Origin of the sequence: Rhodococcus sp. OK302 (assembly GCF_002245895.1) — a bacterium.
GTDB lineage: Bacteria > Actinomycetota > Actinomycetes > Mycobacteriales > Mycobacteriaceae > Rhodococcus_F.
Genome location: NZ_NPJZ01000001.1, coordinates 4,383,151 through 4,397,744 on the forward strand (window position 1 = coordinate 4,383,151; position 14,594 = coordinate 4,397,744).

Genomic DNA, 14,594 nt, shown 5'->3' on the forward strand with positions numbered 1-14,594 from the left:
CCGTCTCTGCTGCCACTGCCTGGATTTCGATGTCGCGCTCAGCTTCTCGACCAACCGACGACGCGGTTGACCGGTCGGTCGAGGCTCGCTACCGTCGAGGTATGCGCCGAGAAGTGACCTCACGCGACCGCATCATCGGTTCGGTGGCCGATATCGTCGTGGGTCTCGAGGACGTACTCCCCCGGCATCTCGTCGAATCGCTCGTCCCATGACGACCACGGTCGACTTCCATTTCGATCCTCTGTGCCCATTCGCCTACCAAACCTCGATCTGGATGCGCGATGTACGCGATCAACTCGGACTGACGGTGAACTGGCACTTCTTCAGTCTGGAGGAGATCAACCGACTCGAAGGCAAAAAGCATGCGTGGGAACGCGATTGGTCCTACGGCTGGTCGCTGATGCGTATCGGCGTGGCACTGCGCCGCCGAGACATGGCCTTGCTCGACGACTGGTACGCGGCGATCGGTGCCGAACTACATGAGCGCGGCGGGACCCCGCATCTACCCGAGACCGCGCGCCGACTCCTCGAGGGGCTGGGCGTCGAGAACGAACTGTTCGACCAGGCCCTGGCGGATCCAACCACCCACGACGAGATCCGCGCCGATCACCAGCGCGTAGTCGACGCGAGCGGGTTCGGTGTTCCGACATTGTTTTTCCCCGGCGAGCAGTGCCTCTTCGGCCCGGTGCTCGTCGATCCGCCTACCGGAGCGAAAGCATTGACACTGTGGAAAGTGGTGAGCGGAATGGCCGCGCTGCCGCACGTCTACGAATTGCAGCGCCCCAAATCCAGCGCTGATGCGGCGTTGATCGGGGAAAGCCTGCGGCCGTATCTAAGGGGACGAGACTGGGTCAGTATCAATCGCGGCGAAGTCATCGAACTCGACCAACTCGTCGAGCGCGACGGGAAATAACCGACTGCGACCACCGCCGGCAGCACAGTGAATCGCTATGCCTCGAGGGGCGACCGATTGTGCGGAATCACACTGAAAGTATGCGATTCGGAATTCCCGAGAGTAGAGCGTGTTGCACCGAATAGTTCTTCTCTCCGACGAAAGGTTGTGCGATGACAAAGCTGTTGTTTGCGGTCACCTCTGCAGATCACTGGACGCTGAACGACGGGACGGCTCATCCGACCGGATACTGGGCCGAGGAGCTGGTCGAGTCTCATCGAGTGTTCGTCGACGCCGGTTACGACATCGTGATCGCAACACCTGGCGGCAAGGTCCCCACGGTGGATGAGGGAAGCCTTGCGCCCGAGGTTAATGGAGGGCAAGCGGGCGCTGATCGAATGCGCAAGTACATCGCCGACCTGCAGCCAGCGCTTAACTCTCCGGAGGTGCTCGAAGGTGTAGACGCCGATGACTACGACTTGGTCTTTGTTCCCGGTGGACATGGGCCGATGGAGGACCTTGCGGTATCCGCATCCTTCGGCGAACTATTGGTGAAGTTCCTGGACGCCGGAAAAGTTGTCTCCGCGGTCTGTCACGCGGGAGCGGCGCTTCTGCCCGCACGCAAATCCGATGGAAGTTGGCTGTTCGACGGCTATCAGCTGACGTCGTTCAGCAATGAAGAGGAGACGCAGGCAGGTTTGGCGGACAAAGCTCCCTGGCTGCTCGAATCCAGGCTGCGCGAGCAGGGTGGCAAGTTCTCGAATGCCGAAGCGTGGTCGCCCTACATCGTGGTGGATCGGAAGCTGTACACCGGTCAGAATCCCGCATCATCCAAACCCCTCGCGGAGCGAATCGTCGCCGACCTGGCCTGAAACAGGTGAGAGCGTTGACCGACACATCTGAAATACCCATGCACCTGGACACCTACCGTGCCGGCTGTTGCCTCCACGGTAGGTGTCCAGGTGGCAGTTCGACGACGTCTACATCTGTGGTCAGTTGTGAGCGGAAACCTTGCAGCACAGCCAAATTCCGCGCAACAGCAGGGGCGATACTTACGGATCAGACAGGCGTAGCCGTCACCACGATGTTCTGCTCGTAATTACCGGTACTCGCATCGAACTTTCCCCCGCACGTGATCATGACCAGACGACGTTCGCTACTGATCGAAAACAACTCGGCGGGCAGAGCAGACTTGTTGTACTCCGTCATCGATGTCACGACGTACCGAACAACGCCGGCCTGAGTATGTACCTCGAGCGGAGCTCCCATTTCTACGTCTCGCAAGTGGTAGAACACTCCGGGGCCTTGGACCCGACTGTCGACGTGGGCCGTCAACACCGTCGAACCCGGGCCTGCCGGTCTAGCGCCCGGCGACCACCACCCGATCCGGCTCACATCTGCCGGCGGATCGAGCACGCCATCGGATCGTGTCTCGATGGGATCTACCGGCGCATCGATCGAGAGTGACGGAACGATCAGCTTTGACGGCGGATACTGGGGAATCATCGCAGTCGGCGACGCATCCACCACAGGCGGTGCTGCCACCACTGATGTGAGTGTTTGCGTCTGCGCACTCAAGTTCGCATTCGGCTCGCTCGGGACCATTGTCACGCCCACGAGCACAGCCACCACACCGACGCCCGACAACATGAACGGCCAAACACGCCGACGCCGACGGTCGTGACGGCGGCGGTGGCGGCCGCCCACGACGGAACCGTGGACACCGGGCGTGTCACCCTGCGCCGACGGTTCCGGAGCGTGCGAATTTGTCATCGTCACATCGACGACGAGTTCCTTCGACGGATCGCTGCGGCTCCGGCGATGAGTGCGACAGCGCCGATACCAGCTAGGACGTCACCCCTCATCGAGTTGTTCACGAAGGACGTTCCGTCTCCCGCGCTTACCGAGACAGGAGCATTCGGCTGTACAGCAGGGCCGGCACACAGTTCGGGCGTACTGGTTCGGGTACTGCTATTACCGCCGAAAAAGTTGTCCGCGCCACCACCGTGCACGGTGCTGCCGAAGTCTCCGTTTTCACCACCGGTGGTGAAGTCAAAGCCACCGAGGCTTCCGGAGCTTCCGAACTCGAGTGTGCCGCCGGAGCTGCCTGATCCACCGCCTTCACCGCCGCCGGTCGAACCCGCACCCAAGCTACCTGATCCACCGCCTTCACCGCCGCCAGTCGAACCCGCACCCAAGCTACCCAAGCTGCCCGTCCCGCCAGCTCCACCGCCGCCAGTCGAACCCGCACCCAAGCTACCCAAGCTGCCCGTCCCGCCAGCTCCACCGCCGCCGGTCGAACCCGCACCCAAGCTACCCAAGCTGCCCGTCCCGCCAGCTCCACCCGAACCCGCGCCCAAGCTACCCAGACTGCCTGTGGTGCTCCCGGTGCTTCCGAAGAGAATGCCCACCAGGCTGCCTGCACCCAGGGAACCGATTATCGCGCTGCCGATATTTTCGGGCCCGATTCCGGCGCTGCCGGTGTTCCCGGCATCGGTACCACCGTTGCCCGCGTTCCCGCCACCACCGTTCCCGGCACCACCATTACCACCGTTTCCAGCACCATTGCCGCCGTTCCCGGCACCACCGTTGCCGGTATTACCGGCACCCGCGTTGCCGGTATTTCCACCGTTGCCCGAAGGATCGGTGTGCGTCGACGCGGATTCACAGTCGACAGTCGATGTCCCGTCTGCATCGACCGGTCCAACGGCCGCAGCGGGTGATGCAAATACGACGGCAACACCGACGACCGATGCAGCGGCAACTGCGGCACGGGTTACACGTCCTCGGTTCTTCACGGACTGACTCATGGATTGGTGCCTCTCGATAAGTGACCTGACAGGTTCGGAATGCGAAGATCGTCTGCTATTTTTCAGTTAAATTACAGCAATCATCAAATTTGCGGACCAAAATGCCTGAAAAGTCGGCCAAATTCGCCTCACGGCAACAAATAATCCAGCCCTACACCCAACTACCAGCAAATATCCGAATCACGTCGGAAGTAGAACAAAAAACTCAAATTGACCGAATTATGAGTTATGACCGAAAAACCATCTTGACAATCTTCAGCAACGCTGCGAGCACACACCAGCAAATGTAAGTAACAGCCAATATTCGGCAAAAATGGCACAAAAAAGGGGGTGCGACACAATGTCGCACCCCCTTCCTCACCGAGAGATCAGTGGAGGGAAACTCCCAACAGAGCGTCTACCGCATCTGCAAACAGGGCCGGAGCCTGCTCATCCGAGCCGCCGCCTTCGACGGCGCGACGAGCCCACCCATCCAGTGCGTCCAAGGCTTTGGGAGTGTCGAGATCGTCGGAAAGATGCTGGCGCAAGCGGGCAACCGTATCGGTGACGGACTGAGCCGAGGTGAGTGCCGCAGCGTCGCGCCACAGCTTCAGGCGCGCCTGAGCATCGGTCAGAACCTGATCCGTCCAGGCCCGATCCTGCCGGTAGTGCCCGGACAACAGGCCGAGGCGAATTGCTGCCGGATCGACACCACTGCCGCGCAACTTGGATACGAAGACCAGGTTTCCACGACTCTTCGACATCTTCTCGCCATCCAGACCGATCATTCCGGTGTGGACGTAGTGGCGCGCGAAACGTCGATCGCCCGTAGCGCATTCGGCGTGAGCGGCTGAAAACTCGTGGTGAGGGAAGATCAGATCGCTTCCACCGCCCTGAACGTCGAAGCCGGACCCGATGCGATTGAGTGCGATTGCGGCACACTCGATGTGCCAACCTGGTCGGCCTGGACCGAACGGCGACGGCCAGGAGGGCTCTCCCGGTCGCACGGCTCGCCAGACCAGCGCGTCAAGAGGATTGCGTTTGCCGGCACGATCCGGATCGCCACCGCGCTCGGCGAAGAACTTTTCCATCGTGGCGCGGTCGTAGCCGGATTCGTAGCCGAATTGCTCGGTTGCGTCGGCACGGAAGTACACGTCCGGGAACTCTGCATCGTCGACGACGTAGGCGGCCCCGGCCGCTACGAACTTCTCCACCAACTCGACTACTTCGTTGATCGATTCGACAGCACCGATGTAGTCCCGGGGCGGGAGGACTCGCAGCGCTTCCATGTCCTCACGGAAGAGTGCCGTCTCACGCATTCCGAGAACTATCCAGTCCTCGCCGTCGCGGTTTGCTCGCTCGAAGAGCGGATCATCCACGTCTGTCACGTTTTGGACATAGTGGACATCATGACCGGCATCGCGCCACAAGCGATTCACAAGATCGAACGTGAGGTAGGTTGCCGCATGACCAAGGTGAGTGGCGTCGTACGGGGTGATTCCGCAGACGTACATTGTTGCCGTCTTCCCCGGTGTGACGGGGCGAACCTGACGGTCCGCCGTGTCGTACAGCCGCAACGGCGGCCCCTCACCAGGAACGGACGGGAGTGCTGTTTCGGACCAAGACTGCATGATGCCGAGCCTAGTGGAGGCTGCGCAGCGGCCGAGAAGGTGCTGGCCGATCACGCTCGAGTGGGCTCGTCACCGCCAGTTGCTCGGCAACAAGATTCTCCCGCAAATTCCAGATGTCAGCGCCGCGACCAGCGGAGACCGAACTGCCCACCGATGACCGCGCCGCTGAGCTGATCGTCCGCCGTATCTCCAACCAGCCGATTACCGACAGAGCTGGCAGAATCCATCGGAGGCGACGACGAGGCGTACGAAGCACTGCGCCACTGCAATTCCGGAGCCCGACACGACAACAGTGTGGCGGCCACAATCTTGTTCAGCGTGCTGAGCAATGGCGCACGGAGGCAAGACCGTGATCGACGACGGACTGGAAGACTGGCCCACGGGTCGGCTGCTGTCCACTGCTGCGCGACTCGTCGAACACTCGTGGGAGAAGGTTCTACGCGGCCATGACATGACCTACGCCGGTCTGATCGTGCTTCACTCCATTGCCCGATGCCCCGCGTCTCAACGGGACATCGCACGAGCTGCGCGCGTCACCGACCAGACGATGAGCCGAACGGTCGACCGCCTCGAGCGCTCGGGATTTGTCACCCGCGGAACAGACCCACACGATGAACGACGTCGTGTCATTGCGATTACCGACGCCGGTCGGACAACATTCGAAAAATTGTCGACGCTGGAGAAGGAAGACGCCCTCACCGTCGACGTCGGAGACATCACTGCGCTGCGCGAACAACTCCTGCTGCTCGTACGGTCACCAGAACTGAATCCAGAACAGCGAGAGTCCTAGCACCGCCCGATAAATCACGCCCTCAGAATGGCGGCCAGGGAATCGTCCGATGCCCGTTCGGGACAGGCATGACGGCCAGAGCGGTCAGATTCTTCGCGCGTTCGGCCAACGCTGCGATTTCGGCATCGGTGATCAGTTCCGACAGTTCGTCACCGAGATGACCATCGACTGCGGTAGCCAATTCCGCTACATCCGCGATCAGTGACCCCGGCACCGTTTGGCCGGCCCAGCCCCACAGCACAGTTCGCAACTTGTTGTCCGTGTGCAGGCAGATGCCGTGATCGACTCCGTAGACGGAGCCGTCGACGCCCTCGAGTGCATGACCACCTTTGCGGTCCGCATTGTTGATCAGCACGTCGAGAACCGCCATCCGCTGAAGGCGCGGATCGTCGGCGTGAATGAGCGAGACGGGCTCCCCTTCGGAATCGAACGCTTGAAGAACCTCGAACCACCCCGGAGGAACATTGCCCGGACTGCAAAGATCAACGATCTCGGGTTCGCTGCTCCCATCCGAAACACGGTCAACCGTGTCCACCCACCGCTGAACCATGCCCAACCCGAAAGGACCGTCCCGCAACACAGTTCGCGGAATCACTCCCCACCCCAAAGTTTCCGACACCCGATACGACGCGACCTCCCGGCCCGCAAGTGTGCCGTCGGGGAAATCCCACAGCGGACGCTCACCGCGAACCGGCTTGTACACAACCCTCATCGATTGCTCGCCGAGAATCGAGTCACACACCAAGGTCGCGTTACTCGCTGTCGTGATCTGCCCGATCACCGTCAGGTCACCGCCCAGTAGGACGTCCGGTTCAGTCGCGTCGGACACTGTCTCAGTCCTCGTCGGAATCTGCGTCGTCGATCGCGAATCCGAAGGACTCACCGCGTCGATAACCGTTAGTACGGATGCAGATATGACCCTCGGGAGCCAAAGGTTCGCCGCACAGCGGACACGGGGCCCGGCCGGCCGCAATCACGCGTTCCGAGCGTAGCGAGAACTCACGCGCCTGCTCCGGTGTCAGGAACACACGGACGGCGTCGGGGCCGTCGTCGGAATCGTCGAGAACTACCGACTCGTCGAACTCGGTTTCACTGACCGCGAGCAGTTCCACTACGACGGCGCCGGCGTCGGCATCCCAGCCCAATCCCATCGTGCCGACCCGAAATTCGGCGTCGAGAGGAGTGACGAGTGGACTGAGGTCAGTGATATCGCCGGCTGCGGGCGGAACGTCCGTGCCGAAACGTCGGTGCACTTCTTCGAGAAGCAACCCCATGCGGTCGGCAAGGACCTGCACTTGTTGCTTCTCGAGCAACACGCTCACCACCCGTGCATCATGCACAGCTTGGAGATAGAACGACCTGTCACCGGGCTCGCCCACAGTCCCTGCGACAAAACGATCAGGGGTGCGAAATACGTGAATCGCGCGCGACATTGCACCTCCTCGAATTCGAGAACATCCCTGGATACCCATTATCCGTCACAGTTCACACTCCGACCTCTCCGCCGGGGACGGACTCTGCCGCGGGAGCGGAACCATTGGTCGACGCTTTTGCACCGGCGATCGCTGCCAACGCATCTCCGGTGTCGTTGACACGAAGAATGAACGGCAGAGTTGCGGTGTACCGGATCACGCTCATCGACGCCGGTTCCGCGACGATCCGCTGGAACGAGTCGAGATGCATTGCATAGGCGTCGGCAAGCACGGATTTGATGACATCGCCATGGGTGCAGGCAATCCAGACGACGTCATGGCCGTGTTTCGCGGCGAGCCGTGCGTCGTGCTCGCGAATAGCGGCAACTGCGCGTGCCTGAACCTGCGCCAGGCCTTCACCGCCGGGGAACACTGCACCGGAGGCGTGCCGCTGCACCACTTTCCAGAGCGGCTCGTCGAGCAGTTCCTTCAGGGGTCGCCCGGTCCACTGTCCGTAGTCCACTTCGATCAGTCGGTCCTCGACTATCGGGGTAAGGCTCCGGTCCGCAGCAATGGGCTCGACGGTCTGCTCGCACCGCAGCAACGGTGAGCGAACAATTTCCGCGATATCAAGACCGGCCAATCTATCCACGACGCCGGCGGCTTGCTTCCGTCCGTGGTCGTCGAGTTCCACACCCGGCGTTCGGCCGGCCAGAGTGTGGGCAGTGTTGGACGTCGACCGCCCGTGCCGCAGAAGGACAACTGTCATGCCATAACCCTAATGGGGCATCGCTCCTACGGGCGGACCGTCGACGTCCAAACGGTCGCTATGTCGCCGAAACAACCCCTGTGGCCAGCAGCGCAAGGACGAGTACGCCGAGAGCGATTCTGTATCCGACGAACCAGTACATCGAATGATTCACCACAAATTTGAGCAGCCAGGCGATGGCTGCGTAGCCGACGGCAAACGCAATGACCGTGGCGACGAGCAACTGCGGCCCGCTGGCGTTCAGTCCGTCACCGGCAGGCTCGAAGGCGTCGGGAAGGCTGAACAGACCTGATGCGAGAACCGCCGGAATTGCCAGCAGGAACGAATAGCGCGCGGCAGCCTCACGGGTCAGTCCGAGGAACAAACCGGCACTGATGGTTCCGCCGGAACGCGACACACCCGGAATGAGTGCGAGCGCCTGCGCCGAACCCATGATGATTCCGTCGCGCATGGTGAGGCTTTCGATGGGACGTGTTTTACGTCCGTAGTACTCCGCAGCGGCGATCACGAGGGCGAACACGATGAGCATCGTGGCGATCAACCACAAATTGCGTGCGCCGGTACGGATCTGATCCTTGAAAAGGAACCCGAGAATACCCACCGGAATCGTGCCGATGATGACGTACCACCCCATCCGGTAGTCGAGGTCGCCGCGATGTTCGGCGTTGAACAATCCTCGGAACCAGGCGGTGATAATCCTCACGATGTCACGAGCGAAGTAGATCAGGACGGCAAGTTCTGTACCGAGTTGGGTCACCGCAGTGAACGACGCGCCGGCGTCACTTCCGAAGAATATCTCGGACACGATCCTCAGATGTCCGGACGACGAGACAGGAAGGAACTCGGTTAATCCCTGCACGAGCCCCAGGATCATGGCCTGTAGCCATGTCATCGCCTCGCCCATCAGAGATCAGCCTGCATTGATTCGATCTGGGCCGATTCGAATGGGATTACTACACAACGGTTTCGTGTGTCGGGTTCACTTTTCACTGGCGTCACGCTACCGGTGCGGCTTTGGGCGCGCCGAGTCCGGCACGCGGATGCCCGAATACCCCGACTTAGGTCACCCGCGCACTAGTCTGCACGTGGTGACAACTCTCGGGCACGACACACGCGTACCCGAGTCAGGCGCGGGAGATTCAGGGCGGTTATGAAGCACAGATCAGTCGGAACGAGCGGACTTCGAGTCTCGCGACTTGGACTCGGCACACTGACCTGGGGACGCGATACCGACGGCGACGAAGCGGCCGCTCAGATCCTGGCTTTCGCGGAGGCCGGTGGAACCTTGGTCGACACGTCGCCCGCGTACGGCGACGGCGCGGCCCAACGGATTCTGGCCGAACTTCTCAACGACGTCGTCCCCCGCGACGAGTTGATCATCAGTTCCAGCGCCGGGATCGATCCCAAGCCGATCGGAACGGATCGGGTCGACTGCTCACGACGAGGGTTGCTGCGTCAGCTGGACGCCACCCTCCGTGAACTCGGTACCGATTATCTGGATATGTGGCAGGTCGCGACCTGGGACCCACTGACCCCGGTCGACGAAGTCGCAGCAACTCTCGACTACGCAGTCTCGAGTGGCAAGGTTCGCTACGTCGGCGTACGCGGATACCTCGGGTGGCAGTTGGCCACAGCCGTCGGGTCTTGTGGCACAACAACTCTCACCGCAACTCAGGCCGAGTACTCACTGTTGGCGCGCGGCGTCGAAGAAGAATTGTTCGCGGCCGCTTCACATCACGGCGTCGGCGTTTTCGCTGCCGTTCCGCTTGCCGGAGGTGTCCTGACCGGCAAGTACCGCGACGGCATTCCCGTCGATTCACGAGGTGCCGACGATACACATTCGCGCCACGTGCAGAGCTACCTCACGGATTCGTCGGTGCGCGTGGTCGATGCGGTCGTTACAGCGGCCGACGGATTGGGTACGTCACCTTTGGCTGTGGCACTTGCCTGGGCCCGGGATCGCCCCGGAGTTGCCAGCGCTGTGGTCGGTACACGCGATCTCGCGCAGCTCACCGGAGTGCTGGTTGCCGAGGAATTGGAATTGCCGAAAGCGATTGCCGCGGCATTGGACGACGTGAGCGCGTAACTCTCGATCGGGATGAATGCAATACCCGGACAGGCGACCAGCAGAGGACAGGCTAACCTAGTGAGCAACGCACGTCCGTAGCCCACAGGAGAATCCATGACAACGCTTGACGTAGACCACAGTTCCGCCGATGCACTCGCATTCTCCGAGCGCCTCAAAGCAGAAACCGATGCGGCTCACCGCGAGACAGAGCAGTCCGGATTTGTCGGTGCGCTCCTCGGCGGCAAACTGACGCAGGCCGGGTTGGCAGCACTCCTCGGTCAGACGTACCTGGTCTACACAAGCCTCGAAGAGGCCGGCCGCGCCCATGCAGACAATGCACTGGTCAGCCCCTTCCTCTCCGACGATCTTCTGCGTGTCGCCGCACTCGAAGCAGATCTGGAATTCCTGATCGGCGAGAACTGGCGTGAGGGTCTCGAAGCCTTGCCGGCCACCGAACGTTACGTAGCGCGCCTACAGGAAGTTGGCGTCGACTGGCCGGCTGGCTTTGTCGCTCACCACTACCTGCGCTACATGGGCGATCTCTCCGGCGGCCAGATCATCCGCCGCATGCTCGAGCGCGCCTACGGCCTCCAAACCGACGGCCTCCGTTTCTACACCTTCGACGGCATCCCCAAGCCCAAGCCGTTCAAGGACACCTACCGCGCCAACCTCGACGCCCTCGATATTTCCGCTGAGGAACAGCAGAAGTTCATCGACGAGGTCAACATCGCTTACCGCCTCAACGGCGACCTGTTCGCAGACCTCGAGGGCAACATCGAGAGCTACCTCGTTAAATGAGTAAGCGTTGGACCGCAGCAGCATTGGTCGTGATCGCCGGGTTCGGTCTCGTCGCGTGCGGATCGAACGAGCAGCCCGGTTCGACACATCAAGCACGGACCGCGGTACTGGAAGATTCCAGCCCCGTCCCGGTATCGAAAAACCCCGTCGCAAGCTTGCCGACGACAGTCACAGGCTTCGACGGGGTTCCGGTCACGATCACCGACAACAGTCGGATCGTTGCCGCAGACCGATACGGAACGTTTGCCGCGACCACCGTCGCGCTCGGCCTCGGTGACAACCTGGTCGGCCGCGACACCTCCGCGAAGTTCCCCGCTGTGGCCGACGTCCCTGTCGTCACGGTGGGTGGGCAATCCCTGAGCGCGGAAGCGATCCTCAATCTCAACCCGACGGTCATTCTCACCGATACGACCATCGGCCCGCAGAGCGTGCAGGAGCAACTACGCGCAGCCGGAATTCCGGTCGTGTTTTTCGACCCCACCCGAACCCTCGAAGGTGTCCCGAACCAGATTCAAGCGGTCGCCGACGCCCTCGGAGTGCCTGAGCAAGGCAAGGCCCTGGTCAGTCGAACCGAAGGTGAGATCGCGGCTGCCCGCGATCTCGTACCCGATAACGCGGAACAGCTGAAGATCGCGTTCCTCTATCTTCGCGGTACTGCGATCACGATGATCGGCGGCGACGGTTCCGGCGCCGATTCGCTCATCGAAGCGCTCGGTGCGGTCGACGCGGGAACAGCCTCCGGAATCACCTCGAACTTTGTCGCGATTACCAGCGAGGCACTCATCGCGGCTGCTCCCGACGCGTTTCTGGTGATGACAGACGGACTCGCCTCCATCGGCGGGGTTGACGGCCTCGAGAAGATTCCCGGCATCGCGCAGACACCCGCCGGTAAGAATCAGCGCGTCATCGACATGGAAGACGGCGTCATCCTCAGCTTCGGCCCCAACACCGGCCGCGTCATGCAGGTGCTGGCCGAAGCAATCTACGGACCCGCAGATTCGTGAGTACCGAGACAGAAAGCCCCGTCGGAGCAGCTGACGCGTCGGCAACGCGCGCAGCCTCCCGTTCCCGCGTGAGCGTCGTACTGATCAGTCTGTCCGTAGCTCTGGTCATCGTCGCAGTACTGTCGGCATGCATCGGACAGGTGCCCACGTCGCCACTCGAGGTGCTCGGCAGCATCTTGCACCGAATCGGCCTCGACATCGGTCCCCTACCGGCCCACCCCAGCGGTGAGGTCACGCTCTGGGAAGTCCGCTTTCCGCGAGTCGTTCTCGCCATCTGTGTCGGCGCGGCGCTCGGTTGCTCCGGCGCCCTGCTGCAGGGAGTGTTCTCCAATCCCCTTGCTGAGCCCGGAGTGATCGGTGTATCCGCCGGAGCGGCTGTCGGCGCGAGTGCCGTCATCGTCGTCGGTGGAACCTTTGCCGCCGGCTGGACTGTCGCTGCAGCCGCATTTATCGCAGGCCTGATCACGACCGCAGCGGTGTATCTCCTTGCCCGGCACGAAGGCCGAACCGAGGTGGTCACGCTCATTCTGACCGGCGTGGCCGTCAACGCGTTTGCCGGCGGTCTCATCGCGTTCTTCACCTTCATCGCGAGTCCCTCCGCTCGCGATCAGATCGTCTTCTGGCAACTCGGCAGCCTCAACGGTGCAACGTGGAGTTCGGTGATGGTCGTAGCGCCGATGGCCGTCGTCGGTATCGCCGCAACCATGGTCATCGCGCCCCGACTCGACCTCCTCGCCCTCGGCGAACATGCCGCCCGGCACCTGGGCGTCAACGTCGAACGCCTGCGCCAACTTGCAGTCTTGATCGTCGCCCTGCTGGTTTCCGCCAGTGTCGCGTTCACCGGCATCATCTTGTTCGTCGGACTTGTTGTTCCCCATCTGATGCGCATTCTTGTCGGACCCGGTCACCGGGCATTGATACCGGCCAGTGCCCTCGCGGGCGCGCTGGTTCTGCTTCTGGCCGATTTGGGATCACGATCCCTCATCGACAATGCCGATCTCCCGCTCGGAATGCTCACGGCACTCGTCGGCGGCCCCTTCTTCTTCTGGTTGTTGCGCCGCACTCGCGCAAGGCAAGGTGGGTGGGCATGAGCAGCTTCGCACGCAACTGGCGTGAACTGTTCGGACACACGTCGCCCGAACCGCAGAGTCCCGTAGTCGGTGACGTCACGCTGCAAGCACTCGACATCACCGTCGAACGCGGCGGCCGAAACATCCTCGACGGCGTCAGCGTCGATGTCCGCGTCGGCGAGGTCCTCGTCCTCGTGGGCCCCAACGGTGCCGGCAAATCGACACTTCTCGCAGCTTTGGCCGGTGATCAACCGGTCATCAGCGGACGCGTCGAGGTCGAAGGCACCGATCTCAACTCGTGGTCCGCGATCGACATGGCCCGTCGACGCGCAGTACTCCCCCAGAAACACACCATCGGCTTCTCGTTCACCGCACTCCAGGTTGTCACCATGGGACGCGCTCCCTGGGCCGGTACAGGTCGCGAAGATCGTGACGGCGACGCTGTTGCCGCGGCGATGAAGACGTGCGACGTCGAAGCATTCGCGCACCGCCCGTTTGCAGCGCTGTCCGGTGGCGAGCAGGCCCGAGTGGCTCTCGCGCGTGTACTCGCGCAGGAGACGTCGACAGTTCTGCTCGACGAACCGACCGCTGCTCTCGACCTCGGTCACCAGGAAGCGGTCATGTCGCTCGCAAGGGCACGTGCGGCCGAAGGCGGCGCCGTCGTGGTCGTTCTCCACGATCTGGCTTTGGCTGCGGCGTATGCGGACCGGATAGTTGTACTCGAGAACGGCAGCATTGCTGCCGACGGTTCCCCGGAGTCGGTGTTGCGCGAGGATCTACTCACTCGCGTCTACGGTTATCCGGTCGAGGTGTTCGAGCATCCGAAAACCGGGGCAGCCTTGGTGATCCCCCGACGCGACTTCACCAAGGCAACCATCCGATCCGGATCGGGTGTCAGCGAACGGAATCGATGATCGCTCCGAGTCGATCGAGTACAGCGCGTAGCGTCGTGACTGCCTCACTCCCCGACGGTTGTGATGAATCTGTCTCGACCGAGGCGACTGCGTCGCGGACCACAGCAGAAATACTCCGAACGTCGGTCAAGTCGATGTCCCGGACCGACCGTTCCGCAGTCGCGATCACGTCGTCCGGACTTGGGACGCTGCGCTCGCAATAGTCCCGATACACCTCGACGTACAGGATGCTCTTGCGCACGCGGAACGCAAAGGTCTTGCCCGCTGACCTGCCGAAACCATGCGCATGTGCACCGACGGATACATCTTCGATCTCGAAATTGCCGCGCGCGTAGTCGCCACAATCCTCTCCGGATCCGGAGGGTTCGACAGGAATCACGATGAGCTCCTCAGAGATTGCGGTGTCAGCCACAATCGTTGTTCGTACGGTATCGCGGCGGTGCGTCGGACGGAATGG

At 61.9% G+C, this 14,594-nt stretch carries 16 protein-coding genes; 8 read left to right on the forward strand and 8 right to left on the reverse strand.

Going from position 1 to position 14,594, the window contains the following annotated elements; translation table 11 throughout:
* Positions 1 to 208 precede the first annotated feature (208 nt).
* Positions 209 to 913, forward strand: a complete 705-nt coding sequence (locus BDB13_RS20105; protein WP_094273344.1) for a mycothiol-dependent nitroreductase Rv2466c family protein — start codon at positions 209 to 211, stop codon at positions 911 to 913.
* A gap of 152 nt (positions 914 to 1,065) precedes the next feature.
* Positions 1,066 to 1,764, forward strand: coding sequence for a type 1 glutamine amidotransferase domain-containing protein (locus BDB13_RS20110; protein ID WP_094273346.1), 699 nt, complete (start codon positions 1,066 to 1,068; stop codon positions 1,762 to 1,764).
* 187 nt (positions 1,765 to 1,951) lie between these two features.
* On the opposite strand, the gene BDB13_RS20115 is transcribed toward BDB13_RS20110, so the two are convergent.
* The 3 genes from BDB13_RS20115 to mshC form a co-directional block, all read right to left on the reverse strand.
* A complete protein-coding gene (locus BDB13_RS20115) occupies positions 1,952 to 2,665 on the reverse strand; it encodes a class F sortase (RefSeq protein ID WP_094273347.1) in 714 nt (237 codons plus the stop codon).
* A 2-nt stretch (positions 2,666 to 2,667) separates the two neighbouring features.
* Positions 2,668 to 3,702 carry a hypothetical protein gene (locus BDB13_RS32220; RefSeq protein WP_176459634.1) on the reverse strand — a complete coding sequence of 345 codons (1,035 nt, stop codon included), beginning with the start codon at positions 3,700 to 3,702 and terminating at the stop codon, positions 2,668 to 2,670.
* Between the two features lie 368 nt (positions 3,703 to 4,070).
* Positions 4,071 to 5,312 carry a cysteine--1-D-myo-inosityl 2-amino-2-deoxy-alpha-D-glucopyranoside ligase gene (gene mshC, locus BDB13_RS20125; RefSeq protein WP_094275054.1) on the reverse strand — a complete coding sequence of 414 codons (1,242 nt, stop codon included), beginning with the start codon at positions 5,310 to 5,312 and terminating at the stop codon, positions 4,071 to 4,073.
* Positions 5,313 to 5,640: 328 nt separating this feature from the next.
* Between mshC and BDB13_RS20135 the strand changes: the two genes are divergently transcribed.
* The gene (locus BDB13_RS20135; RefSeq protein ID WP_206042518.1) at positions 5,641 to 6,102 is read left to right on the forward strand and encodes a MarR family transcriptional regulator; all 462 of its coding nucleotides are present in this window, start codon (positions 5,641 to 5,643) and stop codon (positions 6,100 to 6,102) included.
* 22 nt (positions 6,103 to 6,124) lie between these two features.
* Here the strand turns inward: BDB13_RS20135 and BDB13_RS20140 are convergent, their stop codons facing one another.
* Genes BDB13_RS20140 through BDB13_RS20155 form a run of 4 tightly spaced genes read right to left on the reverse strand, consistent with a single transcriptional unit; the run spans position 6,125 to position 9,187 of the window.
* The gene (locus BDB13_RS20140; protein WP_094273351.1) at positions 6,125 to 6,931 is read right to left on the reverse strand and encodes an SCO1664 family protein; all 807 of its coding nucleotides are present in this window, start codon (positions 6,929 to 6,931) and stop codon (positions 6,125 to 6,127) included.
* A 4-nt stretch (positions 6,932 to 6,935) separates the two neighbouring features.
* Positions 6,936 to 7,535 carry a DUF3090 domain-containing protein gene (locus BDB13_RS20145; RefSeq protein ID WP_094273352.1) on the reverse strand — a complete coding sequence of 200 codons (600 nt, stop codon included), beginning with the start codon at positions 7,533 to 7,535 and terminating at the stop codon, positions 6,936 to 6,938.
* 52 nt (positions 7,536 to 7,587) lie between these two features.
* A complete protein-coding gene (locus BDB13_RS20150; protein ID WP_094273354.1) occupies positions 7,588 to 8,283 on the reverse strand; it encodes a histidine phosphatase family protein in 696 nt (231 codons plus the stop codon).
* A 58-nt stretch (positions 8,284 to 8,341) separates the two neighbouring features.
* On the reverse strand, positions 8,342 to 9,187 hold the full coding sequence (locus BDB13_RS20155) for an undecaprenyl-diphosphate phosphatase (protein ID WP_094273356.1): 846 nt from the start codon (positions 9,185 to 9,187) through the stop codon (positions 8,342 to 8,344).
* A 246-nt stretch (positions 9,188 to 9,433) separates the two neighbouring features.
* Here BDB13_RS20155 and BDB13_RS20160 point away from each other — a divergent pair, with 246 nt between their 5' ends.
* The 5 genes from BDB13_RS20160 (at position 9,434) to BDB13_RS20180 (ending at position 14,137) form a co-directional block, all read left to right on the forward strand.
* Entirely contained in the window at positions 9,434 to 10,369 is a 936-nt protein-coding gene (locus BDB13_RS20160) for an aldo/keto reductase (RefSeq protein ID WP_094273357.1), read from the forward strand.
* 96 nt (positions 10,370 to 10,465) lie between these two features.
* Positions 10,466 to 11,149 (forward strand): biliverdin-producing heme oxygenase, encoded by a 684-nt coding sequence (locus BDB13_RS20165; RefSeq protein WP_094273359.1) that lies wholly within the window; start codon positions 10,466 to 10,468, stop codon positions 11,147 to 11,149.
* A complete protein-coding gene (locus BDB13_RS20170; RefSeq protein ID WP_094273361.1) occupies positions 11,146 to 12,153 on the forward strand; it encodes a heme/hemin ABC transporter substrate-binding protein in 1,008 nt (335 codons plus the stop codon). The genes BDB13_RS20165 and BDB13_RS20170 overlap by 4 nt, the downstream gene beginning before the upstream one ends.
* Positions 12,150 to 13,244, forward strand: coding sequence for a FecCD family ABC transporter permease (locus BDB13_RS20175; protein WP_094273363.1), 1,095 nt, complete (start codon positions 12,150 to 12,152; stop codon positions 13,242 to 13,244). Before BDB13_RS20170 ends, BDB13_RS20175 begins: the two co-directional genes overlap by 4 nt.
* Positions 13,241 to 14,137: a heme ABC transporter ATP-binding protein gene (locus BDB13_RS20180; RefSeq protein WP_094273365.1), complete on the forward strand. Its 897-nt coding sequence runs from the start codon at positions 13,241 to 13,243 to the stop codon at positions 14,135 to 14,137. The genes BDB13_RS20175 and BDB13_RS20180 overlap by 4 nt, the downstream gene beginning before the upstream one ends.
* Here BDB13_RS20180 and BDB13_RS20185 read toward each other — a convergent pair.
* The gene (locus BDB13_RS20185) at positions 14,118 to 14,516 is read right to left on the reverse strand and encodes a hypothetical protein (RefSeq protein ID WP_094275056.1); all 399 of its coding nucleotides are present in this window, start codon (positions 14,514 to 14,516) and stop codon (positions 14,118 to 14,120) included. The two genes, BDB13_RS20180 and BDB13_RS20185, sit on opposite strands and share 20 nt — an antisense overlap.
* Positions 14,517 to 14,594: the final 78 nt, after the last annotated feature.